Origin of the sequence: Bacteroides pyogenes, assembly GCF_014196225.1 — a bacterium.
Lineage (GTDB): Bacteria > Bacteroidota > Bacteroidia > Bacteroidales > Bacteroidaceae > Bacteroides > Bacteroides pyogenes_A.
Genome location: NZ_JACIDI010000017.1, coordinates 14,614 through 33,820 on the forward strand (window position 1 = coordinate 14,614; position 19,207 = coordinate 33,820).

At 49.2% G+C, this 19,207-nt stretch carries 15 protein-coding genes; 9 read left to right on the top strand and 6 right to left on the bottom strand.

The features are described from left to right. Positions 1-430: 430 nt before the first annotated feature. The 5 genes from GGR07_RS10870 to clpB form a co-directional block, all read right to left on the bottom strand. Positions 431-1,690, bottom strand: a complete 1,260-nt coding sequence (locus GGR07_RS10870) for a phosphoglycerate kinase (protein WP_034543754.1) — start codon at positions 1,688-1,690, stop codon at positions 431-433. Positions 1,691-1,781: 91 nt separating this feature from the next. After that, entirely contained in the window at positions 1,782-2,459 is a 678-nt protein-coding gene (nth, locus tag GGR07_RS10875) for an endonuclease III (RefSeq protein WP_034543753.1), read from the bottom strand. Continuing rightward, positions 2,456-3,655, bottom strand: coding sequence for an MFS transporter (locus GGR07_RS10880; protein WP_034543752.1), 1,200 nt, complete (start codon positions 3,653-3,655; stop codon positions 2,456-2,458). Before GGR07_RS10880 ends, nth begins: the two co-directional genes overlap by 4 nt. A 250-nt stretch (positions 3,656-3,905) precedes the next feature. Continuing rightward, positions 3,906-4,925, bottom strand: coding sequence for a phenylalanine--tRNA ligase subunit alpha (pheS, locus tag GGR07_RS10885; RefSeq protein WP_034543751.1), 1,020 nt, complete (start codon positions 4,923-4,925; stop codon positions 3,906-3,908). Between the two features lie 400 nt (positions 4,926-5,325). After that, the gene (clpB, locus tag GGR07_RS10890; RefSeq protein WP_039972527.1) at positions 5,326-7,914 is read right to left on the bottom strand and encodes an ATP-dependent chaperone ClpB; all 2,589 of its coding nucleotides are present in this window, start codon (positions 7,912-7,914) and stop codon (positions 5,326-5,328) included. 355 nt (positions 7,915-8,269) lie between these two features. Between clpB and GGR07_RS10895 the strand changes: the two genes are divergently transcribed. Continuing rightward, positions 8,270-8,854: a DUF6621 family protein gene (locus GGR07_RS10895; protein WP_034543749.1), complete on the top strand. Its 585-nt coding sequence runs from the start codon at positions 8,270-8,272 to the stop codon at positions 8,852-8,854. A 273-nt stretch (positions 8,855-9,127) separates the two neighbouring features. Beyond that, positions 9,128-10,024 carry a LysR substrate-binding domain-containing protein gene (locus GGR07_RS10900; RefSeq protein ID WP_122056645.1) on the top strand — a complete coding sequence of 299 codons (897 nt, stop codon included), beginning with the start codon at positions 9,128-9,130 and terminating at the stop codon, positions 10,022-10,024. On the opposite strand, the gene GGR07_RS10905 is transcribed toward GGR07_RS10900, so the two are convergent. Continuing rightward, positions 9,987-10,310 carry a hypothetical protein gene (locus tag GGR07_RS10905; RefSeq protein ID WP_147298167.1) on the bottom strand — a complete coding sequence of 108 codons (324 nt, stop codon included), beginning with the start codon at positions 10,308-10,310 and terminating at the stop codon, positions 9,987-9,989. The two genes, GGR07_RS10900 and GGR07_RS10905, sit on opposite strands and share 38 nt — an antisense overlap. A gap of 191 nt (positions 10,311-10,501) precedes the next feature. Between GGR07_RS10905 and GGR07_RS10910 the strand changes: the two genes are divergently transcribed. The 7 genes from GGR07_RS10910 (at position 10,502) to GGR07_RS10940 (ending at position 19,184) form a co-directional block, all read left to right on the top strand. Next, positions 10,502-11,734: a Cof-type HAD-IIB family hydrolase gene (locus GGR07_RS10910; protein ID WP_122056644.1), complete on the top strand. Its 1,233-nt coding sequence runs from the start codon at positions 10,502-10,504 to the stop codon at positions 11,732-11,734. Continuing rightward, a complete protein-coding gene (locus tag GGR07_RS10915) occupies positions 11,731-12,822 on the top strand; it encodes an isochorismate synthase (protein ID WP_027324946.1) in 1,092 nt (363 codons plus the stop codon). Before GGR07_RS10910 ends, GGR07_RS10915 begins: the two co-directional genes overlap by 4 nt. An 18-nt stretch (positions 12,823-12,840) precedes the next feature. Then, on the top strand, positions 12,841-14,502 hold the full coding sequence (gene menD, locus GGR07_RS10920; protein ID WP_034543747.1) for a 2-succinyl-5-enolpyruvyl-6-hydroxy-3-cyclohexene-1-carboxylic-acid synthase: 1,662 nt from the start codon (positions 12,841-12,843) through the stop codon (positions 14,500-14,502). An 11-nt stretch (positions 14,503-14,513) separates the two neighbouring features. Next, entirely contained in the window at positions 14,514-15,341 is an 828-nt protein-coding gene (gene menB, locus GGR07_RS10925; protein ID WP_021644948.1) for a 1,4-dihydroxy-2-naphthoyl-CoA synthase, read from the top strand. Positions 15,342-15,364: 23 nt separating this feature from the next. After that, positions 15,365-16,405: an o-succinylbenzoate synthase gene (locus tag GGR07_RS10930; protein ID WP_034543746.1), complete on the top strand. Its 1,041-nt coding sequence runs from the start codon at positions 15,365-15,367 to the stop codon at positions 16,403-16,405. 31 nt (positions 16,406-16,436) lie between these two features. Further along, positions 16,437-17,558 (top strand): AMP-binding protein, encoded by a 1,122-nt coding sequence (locus tag GGR07_RS10935; RefSeq protein WP_034543745.1) that lies wholly within the window; start codon positions 16,437-16,439, stop codon positions 17,556-17,558. Positions 17,559-18,644: 1,086 nt separating this feature from the next. Further along, the gene (locus GGR07_RS10940; protein ID WP_021644953.1) at positions 18,645-19,184 is read left to right on the top strand and encodes an RNA polymerase sigma-70 factor; all 540 of its coding nucleotides are present in this window, start codon (positions 18,645-18,647) and stop codon (positions 19,182-19,184) included. The last annotated feature ends 23 nt before the right edge of the window (positions 19,185-19,207 follow it).

Below are 19,207 nucleotides of genomic sequence, written 5' to 3' on the forward strand. Positions count from 1 at the left end.
CGCATGCTTCCGGAATGTTCATATGTTGAACGGGAGAGTCCGGTTCTTATGGAAGAGAGGAAAAAGTAAATTGGCGGATTATTGAAGAAACCGATAAGGTGGGGTGGGAAAAGAGAAGAAAGTCGATGAGTTATTCCTTGGGGATGTATGGTTGAACCACCCGGTTATGGCTTCTGATACGGGGCGGTTGAAAATGCAATTACGGATTAATTTGTATCTTGACTGAATGTGAAAGTGTATTATAATTGGTGTGGAATAACCTTCCCACCGCCCGTAAAAAGCAAACCGGAGATACCGTTTCAGCTCTGCTTGCACAGGCGAAATAGTATTTCCGGCTATGGCTGAAGCCGATTGTCTGTAAAATCTGAATGCCGAACCGATTTTCGGCGTTCAGATCCGGCTTCTCAATTTATTATCTTCCGAGAATGGATTATTCTTGGATGGCAGCAATACCCGGAAGAACCTTTCCTTCGATCGCTTCGAGCAATGCGCCGCCACCGGTAGACACGTAAGATACACCGCCTGCAAGGCCGAATTTATTGACACAAGCTACGGAGTCGCCGCCGCCAACGAGAGAGAACGCGCCGTTTTTCGTAGCTTCTACAATAGCTTCGCCTACCGCGCGCGAACCGTGCGTAAAGTTTTCAAATTCAAATACCCCTGTCGGACCGTTCCAAAGAATAGTCTTGGAGTCTTTGATTACTTTTGCGAAAATTTCTTCTGTTTTCGGGCCGATATCCAAGCCTTCCCATCCATCTGGAATTTCATTCACTGCGCAGAATTTAGTGTTGGCGTCGTTAGAGAAAGCGTCGGCAATCTTTGCGTCTACAGCCAAAACCAGATTAACGCCTTTTTCTTTGGCTTTTTTCATCAGGTCCAAAGCCAAATCGAGCTTGTCGTCTTCACAAATAGAGATACCGATTTTGCCGCCCATTGCTTTGGTAAAAGTATAGGTCATACCGCCGGCAATAATCAGGTTGTCTACTTTGTTCAGCAGGTTTTCGATGATTTCGATTTTCGAAGAAACTTTAGAACCACCCATGATGGCGGTAAACGGACGCTTGATGTCGTTCAAAACCTTATCTACCGCTTTTACTTCTTTCTCCATCAGATAGCCGAACATTTTGCTGTCGGTATCGAAGTGTTTAGCGATCAGTGCGGTAGAAGCATGAGCGCGGTGAGCGGTTCCGAAGGCGTCGTTCACGTAGCAGTCGGCATAAGAAGCCAGCTTCTTGGTGAACTCTTTTTGGCTTTCTTTCACAGCTTTCTTTGCAGCCGCTTTCTCTTCATCCGTAGCGTCTTCTGCCAAGCCTCTCGGTTTGCCTTCTTCCTCTGCGTAAAAACGGAGATTTTCGAGCAACAATACTTCTCCGGGTTTCAATGCCGCCGACTTCTTGACAGCTTCTTCGCCCATGCAATCGTTGGCGAACTGAACTTCAACACCCAACAATTCGGAAAGATGTTTCAGGATATGCTTTAAGGAAAATTTGTCAGTCACGCCTTTCGGGCGACCCAAGTGAGAACCGATGATAATGCTTCCGCCGTCTGCAAGAATCTTCTTTAAAGTAGGAAGAGCCGCGCGCATACGTGTATCGTCTGTAATATTGAAGTTTTCGTCCAGAGGTACATTGAAATCCACGCGAACAAATGCCTTTTTACCGGCAAAATTGAAATTGTCAATTGTTTGCATAATACTCTATTTTTATTTAAAAGTGTTTTAAAAATCTTCTTCGATAGTCCGCAAAGTTACTATTTATTTCTGTTTCTTCGCAATTAATTCTTTATTTATTCGCAGCTTTAGAACCCTCTTTGGTTACTTTATAGGTGTCTGAGAAATGTTTGCACATCAATTGCAAACCACATATATCACATTTCGGGGCACGTGCCTGACAGATGTAGCGACCGTGCAGAATGAGCCAATGATGAGCGATGGGGATCAGTTCTTCCGGAATGTTTTGGGTCAACTCTTTTTCTACGCTAAGCGGTGTGGTGCATCTTTTCGGCACCAGACCGATACGGTGGCTCACACGGAACACATGTGTGTCTACCGCCATGGCTGCTTTTTTGAATACTACCGACCGGATGACGTTCGCCGTCTTTCGTCCCACCCCCGGAAGTTTAGTCAAGTCTTCGAGATTGTCGGGGACTTCACTACCGAACTTCTCGACCAGCATGCGTGCCATCCCGACCAAATGTTTAGCTTTGTTGTTGGGATAAGACACACTGCGGATATATTCAAAAATCACTTCGGGAGTGGTCGCTGCCAACGCCTCCGGAGTAGGAAAATCACGAACCAGAGGGGGAGTAACTATGTTTACCCGTTTGTCGGTACATTGGGCGGAAAGAATCACTGCTATCAACAATTCGTACGGATTGTTGTAATGCAACTCCGTTTCGGCTATCGGTACATTTGCCTTGAACCAGGCGATTACTTTTTCATATCGTTCTTTTTTTCTCATCGCAGTTTGTTTTTATGGTAATGGGGCGTTACTTTCAGGTTGAAGTAAAGCATGGAGAGTACTGTGAGGCAAGCGCCGAACAGATATGCTTTGCCGAATGTGCTGATTTCTGCAATGTACCCTCCCGTTAACATGCCGATGCCGATGCCGACATCCCATGATGTCAGATAAGTGGACGTGGCGGTTCCGCGTTTGCTGTTCGGCGCAAGATTGACAAACAGTGTATTGAACGCCGGAAACATGATGCCGAATCCGATGCCCAGCAGTAGAGCAATGCCGAAGAATACCGTGCGGCAGACGTTCTCGTCCCATCTTATCAGATATACGCAGGCGGAAAGCAGAAAGAAGCTGAACACAACGATGTACAGCCCGGTGGTGATCACCTGGGTAATTTTCCCTTTATCTACCAGTTTACCCGAAAATATTCGCGATACAGCCATTCCCAGGGCCATGAAAGTGAAGAAAAATCCTGTTTTCGTGTCGAGTCCTATCTCGCGGGCGTACATCGCCACGTAATTGGTGGTCATTCCGTAGGGAATGGACAGCAAAAGCAAACTGAAACCCGCAGGAATTCCTCTCAGCAGGATGAAGCGGTCGAGTGAAATCGGCTCTCTCTCTACCGGTGGTTTATACGGTGTTTTAACGATGCATGCGGCCAGCATTCCCAGCATACAGGAGGTAAAAGCATAAACGAATATGGTGGAAAAATCAACACCTGCATCGTGCAGGAACAATCCGAACATGGGACCGACTGACATGGCTATATTATTGGTCAATCCATAGTATCCCAATCCTTCTCCTCTGCGTGAAGAAGGCATAATGTCTATCACCACCGTGTTGCCTGCTACGGTTACTGTTCCGAACGAAACACCGTGTATAATGCGGAATATGATAAAAAGAGTGAGTGAGCCGGCAATGAGGTAGCCGGCGAACATCATTGTAAAGATAAAGTAGGCGAACAGATAAAGTGGCTTTCGGGAAAACGTGTCGAGCAGATAGCCGGAAAAAGGACGGATACAAAGAGCTGCCACCGTATAACATGAGAGCACAATGCCGATTGTGGAGTTTCCTGCCCCGAAAGATTCGGAAAGATAGAACGGGAGTACGGGAATCAACAGCCAGAAGCCAAAATATAATAAGAAATTGGCTGCCAGGATGAAACAGTAGCTGTAAGTTATGAGTCTATCCTTTGCCACTTTTTAAAAGATTAGAACGTTTTGTAACCGGCAACCAGTCATGCCGTTTTTCGCTGGTCGCCGACAGGCTGGTAAAGCATGCTGATAAGGTCGTTCGGAGATTTATTGTACTCTCTGCTTTTCGGCCGTTTCTCTGCTTGTTTCAGCTTTTCAGTCTTTTTGCACCATATATTATTATGATGTAAATTTTGTCTGTTTATTATCATTGAAGGTGTGTCTGCAAAAAAGAGACACACCCTCATCGCATTTCTTAATATGCTGCTTCGAATTCTTTCAGGAAGCGAGTATCGTTTTCAGAGAACATGCGGAGGTCTTTTACCTGATATTTCAAGTTAGTGATTCGTTCTACACCCATTCCCAAAGCATATCCGCTGTATATTTTGCTGTCGATTCCGTTGGAGTCGAGCACGTTCGGATCCACCATGCCGCAACCGAGAATTTCCACCCATCCGGTATGTTTGCAGAACGGGCATCCTTTTCCGCCGCATATATTGCAACTGATGTCCATTTCCGCGCTCGGTTCCGTAAACGGGAAGTACGACGGACGCAAACGTATCTTTGTGTCGGCGCCGAACATCTCTTTGGCGAAAAGCAACAATACTTGTTTCAGGTCGGTAAACGATACGTTCTTGTCGATATAGAGCGCCTCCACCTGATGGAAGAAGCAGTGCGCGCGGTAGCTGATGGCTTCGTTGCGATACACACGCCCCGGACAGATGATGCGGATGGGAGGTTGTGAAGTCTCCATCACCCGGCTTTGTACGGAAGATGTATGCGTACGCAATACCACATCGGGGTAAGATTCGATAAAGAACGTATCTTGCATGTCGCGTGCGGGATGATCCTCCGCAAAGTTGAGGGCGGAGAACACATGCCAGTCGTCCTCTATTTCAGGGCCTTCGGCAATGCTGAATCCCAGACGGGCAAAAATATCGATGATTTCATTGCGTACGATAGAAAGCGGATGGCGAGTACCCAATTTAACGGCCGATGCCGTTCTTGTCAGATCCAATCCTTCGCTGTCGTTATTCTGGCATTCGAACTGTTCTTTCAATGCGCTGATCGTTTCTTGCGCTTTGTTTTTCAATTCGTTCAATTTCATCCCGACTTCTTTCTTCAGTTCGGCAGGAACGTTGCGGAAGTCTGCCATTAAAGCGTTTATGGCTCCTTTTTTACTGAGGTATTTGATGCGGAGCGCTTCAAGCTCTTCGGCATTGGAAGCGTGCAAAGCCGCCACTTCTTGCAGAAGTTGTTCAATCTTAGCTATCATCTTTCTATATATTGTATTTCAGTTCGTAGATAAAAACCTTGCAAAGATACAACTTTATCAGAAACCATCGAAATAATTTAGGGCTTTGTGCGGATATATTCTTTTTCCGGCGCTGCAATCGGTTTTAAAAAACGAAAAAATATTGCGGGATACCGGAGAAGTCGCCGTAGGAATAAGCTCGTTCTGTTCTGTCTTATTTCTTCTTATGCGGAAGGAAGCTTCCGCTCTTTCCGATGCAAAAAAGATTGTCGTTCGCCATTTGCCAAAGAGGCAGTGCAATTCTCCGGTATATACCGGGCCTTACACTGCCTCTTTAACCGCAACTGCCGAAGTTTGTCAGGATTAGCTGCAAGTTTATTGTGAGAATTCTAATTGCTTTAGCTCCAACTGTCGAAGCTTATCAGTTGCTGAATACTAATCCGTCTTCACCGGCATCGACCATGACAGGCTTGCTTCGGTCTACCTCCTGCGAGAGAATTTTTTTCGACAAGTCGTTCAGCAAGTAGCGTTGAATTGCTCTCTTCACGGGACGTGCGCCGAATTCGGGATCATATCCCACTTGCGACAGGAAGTCTACGGCGGGTTCCGAAAGTTTCAGTTCCACTCCATTATCGGCAAGCATCTTTTGCACACTCTTAATTTGGAGAAGAACAATCTTCCTGATTTCTTTCTCCGTCAGCGGCAGGAACATGATTGTTTCGTCGATACGGTTCAGAAATTCGGGACGAATCGTCTTTTTCAGCATATTCATCACTTCTCTTTTCGTCTCCTCGATGATTTCTTCTTTGTTGCCGCCGTTCATTTTTTCCATCTGGCTTTGTATATAGCCGCTTCCCATGTTCGAGGTCATGATGATGATGGTGTTTTTGAAGTTCACCAGCCGGCCTTTGTTGTCTGTCAGCCGTCCGTCGTCGAGCACCTGTAGCAAAATATTGAAAACATCGGGATGCGCTTTTTCGATTTCGTCGAACAGTACTACCGAATACGGCTTCCGGCGGATCGCTTCGGTCAGTTGTCCGCCCTCATCGTAGCCTACATATCCCGGAGGCGCGCCCACCAAACGCGAAACGCTATGCTTCTCCTGATATTCGCTCATGTCGATGCGGGTCATCATGCTTTCGTCGTCGAAGAGGAACTCCGCCAATGCTTTCGCCAGCTCCGTTTTTCCCACACCGGTGGTACCGAGGAAGATAAACGAACCGATGGGGCGTTTCGGATCCTGCAAGCCTGCGCGGCTCCGGCGCACGGCATCGGATACGGCCTCTATGGCTTCATCCTGTCCGATTACACGTTTGTGGAGTTCTTCTTCCAGATGCAGCAGTTTGTCCTTTTCACTTTGCAGCATCTTGCTTACGGGAATTCCGGTCCACCGCGAAACCACATCGGCGATGTCCTCCGCGTCCACTTCCTCTTTGATCATCGCTTTGTCTCCCTGCATTTCATGCAATTGTTTCTGTGTCTCTTCGATTTCCCGGTTCAATTCCTGAAGTTTTCCGTAACGTATTTCGGCCACTTTCCCGTAGTCGCCTTCGCGCTCGGCTTTATCCGCTTCGAATTTCAGATTCTCTATTTCCACCTTGTTCTGCTGTATCTTGTCCATCAGCGCTTTTTCGCTTTGCCATTTCGCTTTGTACGAGGTTTCCTGTTCTTTCAGTTCGGCAAGTTCTTTGCCTATAACTTCGAGTTTAGGTATGTCGTTCTCACGTTTGATGGCTTCTCGTTCAATCTCCAGTTGTTTGATTTTCCGGGAGATTTCGTCCAGCTCTTCCGGTACGGAGTCGACCTCCATACGCAACTTGGCTGCCGCTTCATCCATCAGGTCGATGGCCTTGTCGGGGAGGAAGCGGTCGGTAATGTATCGACTGCTCAGCTCTACGGCAGCAATGATGGCATCGTCTTTGATGCGCACGTGGTGATGATTTTCATAACGTTCTTTCAGTCCGCGAAGAATGGAGATGGTGCTGAGCGTATCCGGCTCGTCGACCATCACAATCTGGAAACGTCTTTCCAAAGCTTTGTCTTTTTCAAAATACTTCTGGTATTCGTCCAAAGTCGTTGCCCCGATAGAACGGAGTTCCCCACGCGCCAACGCAGGCTTGAGGATGTTGGCGGCATCCATCGCTCCTTCGCCTTTCCCGGCGCCTACCAGCGTATGAATCTCGTCGATGAACAGAATGATGTCGCCATTCGACTTCTTCACTTCGTTGATAACCGACTTCAATCGTTCCTCAAACTCTCCTTTGTATTTTGCGCCTGCCACGAGAGCGCCCATATCCAACGAGTAGACCTGTTTGTTTTTCAGGTTCTCCGGAACGTCGCCCCGCAGAATGCGGTGAGCCAACCCCTCGACAATGGCCGTTTTACCCGTACCCGGTTCACCTATTAATATAGGATTGTTTTTAGTACGCCGGCTCAGAATCTGAAGCACCCGCCGTATCTCTTCGTCACGCCCGATCACCGGATCGAGTTTTCCGCTGCGTGCGGCTTCGTTCAGGTTGATGGCATATTTTTCGAGCGACTGATAAGTGTCTTCACTCGATTGCGACGTTACTTTCTCGCCCTTTCTGAGTTCGTTGATGGCATTGCGCAGTTCGCTCTCCGTCATGCCCGCATCTTTCAGAATGGTGGAGACGCTGCTTCTGACCGTCAGTAATGCCAAAAGAATATGTTCCAGAGAAACAAACTCGTCGCCCATCTCTTTGGAATACTGTGTCGCTTTTTGCAGCACTTCGTTCGTTTCGCGGCTCAGGTATGGCTCTCCGCCCGATACTTTCGGCAAAGATTCCGTCTGTCGTTCTGCTACGAGCGCTACTTGCTGCCCGTTCATTCCCAACTTCTGAAAAAGGAAATTGGTGACGTTCTCGCCTGTTTTCATTACTCCCAGCAAAAGGTGTGCGGGGTCGATAGCCTGTTGCCCCCGGCTTTGCGCCAGATTTACGGCTGCCTGTACCGCTTCTTGCGATTTAATGGTAAAATTGTTGAAATTCATATCTTTATTTCTCCTTTCTTTTCTATTTTTAATAACACCCTTCAACGCTCAAAAGATTTGCCAAGCGGGGGAAAACTGCCAATATTGCACTGTAACCAACCAGTTTATGGACAGAATGTCTCGATTTAACTATTTGGTTATGACAAAATTACATATCTTTTGCCTGCCCCAATACAGCCCTTTCCCATCAAAGCCGTTTTGACTCCCAATGGAGCTAAGACGGTGCGGAGGTGTTTTTCTCTTTCTTATAGATAAACAATTTCGATTCGAAACGATAAAAAATGGTGGGAATACACCATGTCATCAAACTATAAATAGTATCTTTACACTTTGTAATCAAAATAAGACTATGTGTATGACAGAGAAACCTCAGATAAAACTTTCGGAAACAGTGGTGCTGATAGACGCCGCTTTCTTGAATTTCGTAATCACCGATATGAAAGCCTATTTTGAAGCTCATTTACAACGTAGCTTGCAAGAGATTGATCTTTCCGCATTGGCCATTTACCTGACTTTGGACGCCGGAATTGCAGAAGGGGATAACGATGTGCAATTCATATTCGTGTACGATAAAGATTCCGACCGCCTGGTTCATTGCCAACCCTCCGACTTGAAGGAAGAACTGAACGGGGTTGCTTTCCGATGTCCGTACGGGGAATACAGTTTTGCCGGTGTCTCTTCCGAAGGAATGGTATCGCGCGAAGAATTGTTTATGGATATTCTGGCGATAATTTCCGATTCTGCCGAAGTGAAAAAGATGATTGTAGTTTCGTTCAACGAGGAATATGGCGACAGAGTAAGTGCAGCTTTGGATGAAGTAAAGAAAAAGGAGGTGATTCAGTTGCGGATGAACGAGCCGGAAAATACGTTGGAATACAAGTGGGATATGCTGGCTTTCTCTGTGATGCAGGCGATGGGAATCAGGGCCGAAGAACTTTAGGGCAGACTATCGTCTCGATGTGCTGTTGCAGCGTGGGGGCGGAATCAGGGCCGAAAAACTTTAGGGCAGTCGGCAGGCGAGACTTTCAAAAAGAAAACGTGAAAACGTTAATACAGGCTTGCCGGGATGCTCTTTTACAGAATATGCTTAAGAATAACCCCCACAAACATTTGTTTTTTAGTCATGCGGTAGCTGAATGCCCAAGCGTGAACCGCAAAACACCCCCACAAATAATTATTTTTTAACCACCCGATTACCAAAATTTAATAATCCGTGTCCGATTTTCGTTTGAAAGTATTTCGAAGCGTAGCGAAGAATCTCAGCTTTACCAAGGCTTCGCAGGAGCTGTTCGTCAGCCAGCCCGCCATCACCAAGCACATTCAGGAACTGGAGAGCTGCTATGAAGTGCGATTGTTCCACCGCGAGGGAAACAAAATCTCTTTGACGGAGGCGGGCAAACTATTGCTGAAGCATAGCGAGAAAGTGCTCGATGATTACAAACAGCTGGAATATGAGATGCATTTGCTGCACAACGAGTTTATAGGCGAGCTGAAGCTCGGAGCCAGCACCACCATTGCACAGTATGTGTTGCCTCCGTTGCTTGCCAACTTTATCGAAAAGCATCCCAAGGTGAACCTTTCTTTGCTCAACGAAAACTCCCGTGAAATTGAAACTGCTTTGCAGGAACATTGCATCGATTTGGGATTGGTGGAGGGAATCTCGCGCCTGCCCAACCTGAAATACACCCGGTTTTTGGAAGATGAACTGGTAGCTGTGGTCAATGCCCGCAACCGCCTGTCTCTTCCCGAAGAAATAACTCCCGAAGACTTGCGGCGAATTCCTTTGGTTCTTCGCGAGCGCGGTTCGGGAACGCTGGATGTGTTCGAACGCGCGCTTTCGCGTTTCGGCATCAAGCTCTCGTCGCTCAATGTCCTGATGTATCTCGGCAGTACCGAAAGCATCAAATGTTTTATAGAACATACCGATTGCATGGGCATTATTTCCGTCCGTTCCATTTGCCGGGAGTTATCGGCGGGACAGTTGAAGGTGCTTGAAATAGCAGGCATGCCCATGATGCGCGAGTTCGACTTCGTGCAATTGCAGGGAAAAGAAGCCGGACTGGCACAACGGTTTATGGATTTTGCAATCGGTTGCGGCAAGAAATGTTGAGGGGCTTGGGCGGGCTTTTCAAAGCCCGCTGCCTTTTTAAAAAAAGCCCGCCGTGTTTGTTTTCAAAGCCCGCCGCCTTTTTTTCAAAGGCCGCCGTGTTTTTTTCAGAGCCCGCCGCCTTTTTCTGCGAACCCACAGTCCTTCCTGCGAGAACCCTCCACCTCTTCTGTGAAAGCCCACTGCCTTTCGCGAGAAATCTTCCACCTTCTCTGCAAAAGACCTCGACCCTTTTCGCGAAAACCCTCGACCCTTTTTCTTTTCCGGGCAATGGGCTGTTTCCGTACATACGGATTATGCCTGAAATGGATTCATTTCCGCTATCTTGAGACGGATTGCCCAATATTATTTTCTTTACCGATATAAAAACGGATTCGGTTAAATCAAGATTGAACCGATGTCGTGTTTTTTATCGCGTTCGGCTTTTCGTGGTTCGTCTAATTTTCTACCTTTGTAGTCTAAACCAATATTTGTGTGGCGATGAAGTATAAATTGTTAGTTCTCGACGTAGACGGAACGCTTCTCAATGAGGCAAAGGAAATCACGAAGCGCACATTGTCGGCTTTGCTGAAAGTTCAGCAAATGGGAGTGCGCATTGTTTTGGCTTCGGGCAGACCTACGTATGGTTTGATGCCCTTGGCTAAAGCTTTGGAGCTGGGGAATTACGGCGGTTTTATCCTCTCTTATAACGGTTGCCAGATTATCAGGGCGGAGAACGGCGAGGTGTTGTTCGAACGGCGCATTAATCCTGAGATGCTGCCGTATCTGGAGAAAAAAGCCCGTAAGAACGGATTCGCCATATTTACTTATCACGATGATACCATTATCACGAACGACTCGGACAACCGGCATATCCGTAACGAAGCGCTTCTGAATAATCTGAAGATTATCAAGGAAGAAGAGTTTTCCACTTCGGTAGATTTTGCTCCATGCAAATGTATGTTGGTGAGCGACGACGAGGAAGCGCTGATCGGCTTGGAGAACCATTGGAAAAAAAGGTTGGACGGAGCGTTGGACGCTTTCCGTTCGGAGCCTTATTTCTTGGAGGTGGTGCCGAGTTCCATCGATAAGGCGAATTCTTTGGGAGCGTTGCTCGAGCAGTTGGGCGTGAAGCGTGAAGAGATCATCGCCATAGGAGACGGGGTGTGCGACGTAACCATGATTCAATTGGCGGGTTTGGGCATTGCGATGGGGCATGCGCCCGATTCGGTAAAAGCGTGTGCCGATTTTGTCACCCTCTCGAATCAGGAAGACGGCGTGGCCATAGCGGTTGAAAAAGCCATTCTGGCGGAAGTGCGGGCGGCGGATGTTCCGCTCGACGAACTGAACGCCCGGGCGCGTCATGCTTTGATGGGAAATCTGGGTATTCAATATACGTATGCCGCCGAAGACCGTGTGGAAGCGACGATGCCGGTAGATCACCGCACGCGCCAGCCGTTCGGTATCCTTCACGGGGGCGCTACGCTTGCGTTGGCGGAAACGGTGGCGGGGATGGGCTCGATGATTCTTTGCCGCCCCGATGAAATGGTTGTGGGGATGCAAGTCAGCGGTAGCCACATCTCATCGGCCCACGAAGGCGATACGGTGCGTGCCGTGGGCACTGTGGTACATAAAGGACGTTCGTCTCATGTATGGAATGTGGATGTATTCACATCTACCAATAAACTGGTGTCTTCCATACGAGTGACCAACAGTATTATGAAAAAAAGATGATTGTTGAGGAAAAAGAGTTGTCGGTAAGGATAGAAGCATTGGTGGGGGAGAAGCGTCCGTTCGCATGTTATCGTCTGCCCGGCGAAGAGAATATCCGCCTGCTGCAAGGAAACATACATACCCTCCGCTTGCTTTCCGGTTTCGACGAACTGAACGGAAAGAGAGGATTCGTTATGGCGCCGTTCGAGGTGAATGGAAATTCTCCGCTTGTGCTGATGGAGTGCGAACAGGAGCCGGAGACGGTCTATACGAATTGGCAGGACGGGGGGAGGCTTACCGGTTATGATGGCGATGAAAACGGCTGCAAAATCTCTTGCACGAAAGAATATGAAGCATGCTTTCGTCTTTTTATGGAGAAGTTGGGCGAAGGGGTATTCGATAAGTTGGTGCTTTCACGCAATCAGACCGTAGAGCGGACGCCCGGTTTCTCTCCGGTCGGGGCTTTCCGTGCCGCTTGTGTCCGTTACAAGCACTCGTATGTTTATTTATGCTACACTCCTCATACCGGGCTATGGCTCGGAAGCACTCCCGAGATACTTCTGTCGGGCGAACGCAACGAATGGCATACGGTGGCCCTCGCAGGCACATTGCCTTTGCAAAACGGAGGTTTGCCCCATGCCTGGAGCGAAAAGAACCGGAAAGAACAGGAGTACGTATCGGCCTACATACGGAAGCAATTGCATTCGCTGGGCATTCATGCTGCGGAAGAGGGGCCTTATCCGGTTTATGCCGGAGCTTTGTCGCACCTTAAGACAGACTTTCGTTTTTCATTGCATGACCGGATTCGTCCGGGCGACTTGCTTGCGCTTCTTCATCCCACTCCGGCCGTATGTGGCCTGCCCAAAGAACGGGCTCACGCCTTTATTTTGGAGAATGAAGGTTACGACCGCAGCTATTATTCGGGTTTTATCGGCTGGATGGATCCCCGGGACCGGACAGACTTGTACGTCAATCTGCGCTGTATGCACATTGAAGAGGAAAACCTCGTGTTGTATGCCGGAGGCGGACTGATCGCTTCTTCGGAACTGAATGACGAATGGATGGAAACGGAAAAGAAAATGCAAACGATGAAGCGTTTGACTCAATAAACTAAAACAACAAAAGATATGTATTCGGATAAGAAAAATGTACTTCAACTGGTCGCTTTGCTCGAAGCGCACGGAATTACAAGAGTGGTGTTGTGCCCCGGCAGCCGGAACGCTCCGCTTGTGCATACGCTTTCCACTCATCCGGGCTTTACGTGCTATTCCATGACGGATGAGCGGAGCGCAGGCTATTTTGCAATAGGGCTCGCTTTGAACGGCGGGAAGCCGGCGGCTGTCTGCTGTACTTCGGGAACGGCTTTGCTGAATCTTCATCCGGCCGTGGCGGAAGCCTTTTATCAACATATCCCCTTAGTCGTTATTTCGGCAGACCGTCCCGGCGCATGGATCGGACAGATGGACGGACAGACCGTGCCGCAGCCGGGAGTGTTCCGTTCGCTGGTGAAGAAATCGGTCGACCTGCCGGAGATTCATACGGAGGAAGACGAGTGGTATTGCAACAGGCTGGTGAACGAAGCATTGCTCGAAACGAACCATCATGGAAAAGGCCCGGTGCATATCAATGTTCCTATTTCGGAACCTCTCTTCCGCTTTACCGTCGAATCGCTTCCTGCGGTGCGCGCGATTACACGCTATCAGGGGCTGAATGTGTACGACCGTGATTACAACGGATTGATCGACCGGCTCAACCAATACAACCGGAGAATGATTGTCGTGGGTCAGATGAGCCTGATTTATCTGTTCGAAAAAAGATATGTGAAACTGCTGTATAAGCACTTTGCCTGGCTCACGGAACATATCGGCAATCAGACGGTTCCCGGCATTCCGGTGAAGAATTTCGACGCGGCGCTGTCATTCATGCCCGAAGAGAGGGCGGAACAAATGGCTCCGGAGCTGTTGATTACGTACGGAGGACATGTGATTTCCAAACGCCTGAAGAAGTTCTTGCGCCAACATCCGCCTAAAGAGCATTGGCACGTTTCGCCCGACGGCGAAGTGGTAGACCTATACGGGGCGTTGACCTGCGTCATCGAAATGGATCCTTTCGAGTTTCTGGAGAAGATAGCCGGCTGGCTGGACAACCGTACGCCCGAATATCCCCGCGTGTGGGAGAATTATTGTAAAACGATTCCCGAACCGGAGTTCGGATATTCCGGCATGTCGGCGGTCGGGGGCTTGATAAAATCGTTGCCGGAATCGTGCGCCCTGCATTTGGCCAACAGTTCGGCAGTTCGGTACGCGCAATTGTATCCGATTCCTTCTGCGGTGGAAGTGTGCGGCAATCGCGGAACAAACGGAATCGAGGGCTCTCTTTCCACGGCAATCGGCTATGCTGCCTGTTCGGATAAATTGAACTTTGTCGTTATCGGCGATCTGAGCTTCTTCTACGACATGAATGCTTTGTGGAATGGACATATCGGCGCCAACTTGCGCATTCTGTTGCTCAACAACGGCGGCGGAGGGATTTTCCATACGTTGCCCGGATTGGAAATGTCGGGCACTTCGCATAAGTTCATCACGGCCGTTCATAAAACATCCGCCAAGGGATGGGCGGAAGAGAGAGGTTTTCTCTATCTTCGTGCCGAGAATGAAGAACAATTGACGGAAGCCGTGCAGATTCTGACCCGGCCTGAGCCGATGGAGCAGCCGGTGCTGGTGGAAGTGTTTACCAATAAGAACAAAGACGCGCGCATCTTGAAAGACTATTTTAAAAAGAATCAATAAACTTACTCATTATGTCGACACAGAAAAGAGAATGGACAACTATCAGGGAATACGAAGATATTCTTTTTGATTATTATAACGGGATTGCCCGTATCACAATCAACCGCGAACGTTACCGTAACGCCTTTACTCCGACCACTACGGCCGAGATGAGCGATGCGTTGCGCATCTGTCGCGAAGAGTCGGATATCGATGTGGTGGTGATTACCGGAGCGGGCGACAAGGCGTTCTGTTCGGGAGGCGACCAGAATGTGAAAGGACGCGGCGGATATATCGGTAAAGACGGTGTGCCCCGCCTGAGCGTATTGGATGTTCAGAAGCAGATACGGAGCATCCCGAAACCGGTGATTGCCGCTGTGAACGGTTTTGCCATCGGCGGCGGCCATGTGCTTCATGTGGTGTGCGACCTTTCCATCGCTTCCGAAAATGCCATCTTCGGACAAACGGGACCGCGCGTGGGCAGCTTCGACGCCGGGTTCGGAGCGTCTTATCTGGCACGTGTGGTCGGTCAGAAAAAAGCAAGGGAGATTTGGTTCCTGTGCCGGAAGTACAACGCGCAGGAAGCCCTCGATATGGGGCTGGTGAATAAGGTAGTGCCTTTGGAACAGTTGGAGGATGAATACGTTCAGTGGGCAGAGGAGATGATGCAGTTGAGTCCGTTGGCCCTGCGCATGATTAAGGCAGGCTTGAACGCCGAGCTCGACGGGCAGTCGGGTATCCAGGAATTGGCGGGAGACGCCACTCTGCTCTATTATCTCACGGATGAGGCGCAGGAGGGAAAGAACGCTTTTCTGGAAAAGCGCAAGCCCAATTTCAAGCAGTATCCCAAGTTTCCTTAGGCTGCCATTATCTTTCGGAAAGAATGAAGTATAGAATAGAAATTATTCCGCGAACCTTGTTTTTCAAGCGTCCGGCGGGAACTTCGAGAGGGGTGTATACCGAACGGAAAGTATGGTATGTTCGTCTGACCTCTCCCGACGAACCCGGAAGGGTGGGCATAGGCGAGTGCGCTCCGTTGCCGGACTTGAGCTGCGACGACCGTCCCGATTACGAACAACTATTGTCCGATATTTGCCGGCAAACGGAAGAGCGCGGAGAAAGGCTTTCGGAGGAGGAACTGGAGAACTATCCGTCCATCGCTTTCGGGCTGGAGACGGCTTTCAAACATTTCGACGCCGGGACGCCGGGGTTCGGGGATTCGGCTTTCACGCGCGGAGAAAAGGGTATTCCTATCAACGGTCTTATTTGGATGGGCGACCGCGAATTCATGTTTCGTCAGATTACGGAGAAGATAGAAGCCGGCTTTCGTTGCATCAAACTGAAAATCGGGTCGATCGACTTCGAGGAGGAATTGGGATTGCTGCGCTACATCCGCAGCCGTTTTTCGGCCCGTGAGATAGAACTGCGGGTGGATGCCAACGGAGCTTTCGCTCCTTCGGACGCGCCGGAGAAGTTGAAACGCTTGTCGGAGCTGGAACTGCATTCCATCGAACAGCCCATTCGCGCCGGACAGTGGGAGGAGATGGCGAAACTGATCAGCGAGACTCCTTTGCCCATTGCATTGGATGAGGAGTTGATCGGTTGCAACAGTTGCGCGAAACAGGCCGAACTGCTGCAAACCCTTTCGCCGCAATATATCATTATCAAACCTTCGCTTCATGGAAACAGGGATCGATGGATAAGGCTGGCGGAAGAAGCGGGAATCGGCTGGTGGGCGACTTCCGCTTTGGAGTCGAACATCGGTCTGAATGCCATCGCCCAATGGGTGAGCACGTACGACAATCCCCTGCCTCAGGGATTGGGGACGGGGCATTTGTTTGTGGAAAACGTAGCTATGCCACTCGCTCTGAGGGGCGATGAGCTTTGGTTTTATCCGCATCGGCAACGGACGCCCGTTATCTGACTTTCTTGCGGATGTTTTATCAAACGAAAAGATGGAAGTAAATATCGAACGGCAGTTTTTGTATCTCGACGGTAGAAGAGTCGACGCAGGGAACTATAAGTTATGGTCGACGGAGATAATGAGCGACGGCAACCCTGCTCTGGCGGATGTTTTTCGGTTTCTGGAGAGTTGGTTCGACGGCTCGCCCACGGTAACCGTCCGCACTTCCGGTTCTACGGGCGCCCCCAAAACACTGGTCGTTCGCAAGGAACAGATGGTGCAAAGCGCCCGCATCACCTGCGGGTATCTGCATTTGCAAGAAAGAGACACCGCTCTGCTCTGCATGAACCTACGCTACATCGGAGCGATGATGGTTGTCGTGCGTGCCTTGGTCGCCGGTCTGGAACTCCTTGTCCGGGAACCTTCCGGACACCCTTTGGCAGAGCTCGCGACACCCGTTCGCTTTGCTTCCATGGTTCCTCTTCAGGTTTATAATTCCCTTCAGGTGCGCCAAGAGAAAGAGCGGTTGAAGCAGATCGGAACGCTGCTGATAGGCGGGGGAGCCGTCGATGAGGCTTTGGAGAATGAGCTTCGTGACTTTCCGGGAGCTGTTTACTCGACTTACGGAATGACCGAAACGCTTTCTCACATCGCGCTGCGGAGGCTTAGCGGCGTCGAGGCTTCCGAGTGTTATTATCCGTTTCCTTCGGTGAGGCTTTCCCTGTCTGCCGAGAACACGCTGGTCATCGACGCCCCCCTTGTCTGCGACGAAGTGCTGACGACCAACGACATCGCCCGTATTCGTCCCGACGGCGGTTTTTTCATTCTGGGACGAAAAGACAACATCATCAATAGCGGAGGCATTAAGATTCAGCCCGAAGAGGTGGAAAAGAAACTGCGTCCGTTCATTCGCGCCCCGTTTGCTGTCACCTCCGTGCCCGACAAGCGGTTGGGCGAGGCTCTTGTCCTGCTGGTGGAAGATTCGGGCGGGCGTCTCGAAGTATGCCCCGATTGGTTGGCGCAACTGCCGCCTTACCATCGTCCCAAGCGCATCCGCTACGTAAAAGAACTGCCCGGAGCGGGAAACGGAAAGGTAGACCGTGCCGGATGCCGCAGGCTGGCGCACGCACTGTTTGCCTCGAACGGCGCAGATGAAGCTCAGCGGACGGAGTAAACCTCTTTTGCAAAAGACTGAATTTGTCGGGTTGTTTTGGGGAGAGAGTGTTTGTGTGGTCGGGTAGCCGCTATTGTAAAGACTGAATTTGCCGGATTGTTTTGCAGAAAGAGTGTTTTGTGTGGTTGGGCAACCGCTATTGCAAAGACTGAATTTGCCGGGTTGTTTTGGGGAGAGTGTGTTTGTGTGGTTGGGTAGCCGCTATTGTAAAGACTGAATTTGCCGGGTTGTTTTGGGGAGAGAGCGTTTGTGTAGTTGGGTAGCCGCTATTGCAAAGACTGAATTTGCCGGGTTGTTTTGCAGAGAGAGTGTTTTGTGTGGTTGGGTAGCCGGCCCCGTATCTGTCTTCTTACAGGGCGACGGATTTTCTTCTTTATACCTTCCTTTCAAGTTCAAAGAACCCCGTCGGGACTATGACTGAGTAATAAACAAGTGAGCATCGTGTACAGGCAAGGGCGAACTGCGACAATCTATATTATTCATCAGACTGAGAGTCGTCGGTTAAAGGGTTGGCTGGTAGCGGGAACAGAAGTCTCGTTCGTATGCAATAGAGTCTCGCTTTCAGTGAAACAGAACTTCTGTTGCGATACAATAGAGCCTCTGTTTGCGTGTAACGAAGGCCCTGTTTCGATGCAATGGAGTCTCTGTTTCGATGAATGGAGCCTCTGTTTGCGTGCAATGAAGGCTCTGTTTCGATGCAATTGAATCTCTGTTTCGATGAATGGAGTCTCTGTTTGCGTGTAACGAAAGCTCTGTTTCGATGCAATTGAATCTTTGTTTCGATGAAACAGAAGCTCTGTCCGAACGAAATAAAAGCTCCGTTTCGTCGTAGCGGAAGCTCTGCGCAGATTGGCGGAACTTTCGTTCGGACACAACCGTGTCCCTGTGCCGATAAACCGCCTGTTCCGTCTGAGTGAAACGGTTCAAACGGAACGGTCGTTTGCCTTCCCTCCTTCGGTATGAAAAAGGAAAGATAAGGGGAAACAAAATCTTCCGAAAGTCGATTTTATTCCTTTTTTTTGCTTTTTACATTAAAAGCATCTACTTTTGACTGCCGTATCAATGGCGTAATTGTGTAATTTTCTAATGACCTCTCTCAGCGAACAACAAAAGAAAAAGAAATTCGAGCAATTCTTTATTGCCACTTTCCCGAAGGTGAAAGCCTTTGCCTGGAAGGTCCTCAAGTCGGAAGGCGACGCCGAGGACATAGCTCAGGATGTGTTCGTAAAGCTGTGGGATAATCCGGAGATCTGGGAATCGCGGGAGACGTGGAACGGCTATATCTACACCATGGTTCGCAACCATATTTACAATTTCCTGAAACATAAGTCGGTGGAATACACCTATCAGGAGCGTTTGGCGCAGGAAGACTCTTCGGCTTTTGAAGTGGATATTCACGATCAGATCTACGCCAAAGAGATCGAACTCCTGGTGAAGCTGGCTTTGGAGAACATGCCCGAGCAACGCAGGAGGGTCTTCGTGATGAGCCGGCAAAAGGGGATGAGCAATCAGGAGATAGCCGACCGGCTCCAACTTTCCGTACGTACAGTGGAGCGTCACATCTATTTGGCGCTTCAGGATTTAAAGAAAATCATTTTAATCGCATCTTTTTTCTATTTCTGTTGAGTAGTCCGTTTCGGGTAGTTGTC

What these genes read in the sequence shown, in the direction of transcription:
- menB (WP_021644948.1), top strand. Translation starts at nt 14,514, where the DNA reads ATGTCGACACAGAAAAGAGAATGGACAACTATCAGGGAATACGAAGAT.
- menD (WP_034543747.1), top strand. Translation starts at nt 12,841, where the DNA reads ATGTATTCGGATAAGAAAAATGTACTTCAACTGGTCGCTTTGCTCGAA.
- clpB (WP_039972527.1), bottom strand. Translation starts at nt 7,914, where the DNA reads ATGAATTTCAACAATTTTACCATTAAATCGCAAGAAGCGGTACAGGCA.
- nth (WP_034543753.1), bottom strand. Translation starts at nt 2,459, where the DNA reads ATGAGAAAAAAAGAACGATATGAAAAAGTAATCGCCTGGTTCAAGGCA.
- GGR07_RS10935 (WP_034543745.1), top strand. Translation starts at nt 16,437, where the DNA reads ATGGAAGTAAATATCGAACGGCAGTTTTTGTATCTCGACGGTAGAAGA.
- GGR07_RS10940 (WP_021644953.1), top strand. Translation starts at nt 18,645, where the DNA reads ATGACCTCTCTCAGCGAACAACAAAAGAAAAAGAAATTCGAGCAATTC.
- GGR07_RS10895 (WP_034543749.1), top strand. Translation starts at nt 8,270, where the DNA reads ATGACAGAGAAACCTCAGATAAAACTTTCGGAAACAGTGGTGCTGATA.
- GGR07_RS10915 (WP_027324946.1), top strand. Translation starts at nt 11,731, where the DNA reads ATGATTGTTGAGGAAAAAGAGTTGTCGGTAAGGATAGAAGCATTGGTG.
- pheS (WP_034543751.1), bottom strand. Translation starts at nt 4,925, where the DNA reads ATGATAGCTAAGATTGAACAACTTCTGCAAGAAGTGGCGGCTTTGCAC.
- GGR07_RS10905 (WP_147298167.1), bottom strand. Translation starts at nt 10,310, where the DNA reads ATGTACGGAAACAGCCCATTGCCCGGAAAAGAAAAAGGGTCGAGGGTT.
- GGR07_RS10910 (WP_122056644.1), top strand. Translation starts at nt 10,502, where the DNA reads ATGAAGTATAAATTGTTAGTTCTCGACGTAGACGGAACGCTTCTCAAT.
- GGR07_RS10930 (WP_034543746.1), top strand. Translation starts at nt 15,365, where the DNA reads ATGAAGTATAGAATAGAAATTATTCCGCGAACCTTGTTTTTCAAGCGT.
- GGR07_RS10870 (WP_034543754.1), bottom strand. Translation starts at nt 1,690, where the DNA reads ATGCAAACAATTGACAATTTCAATTTTGCCGGTAAAAAGGCATTTGTT.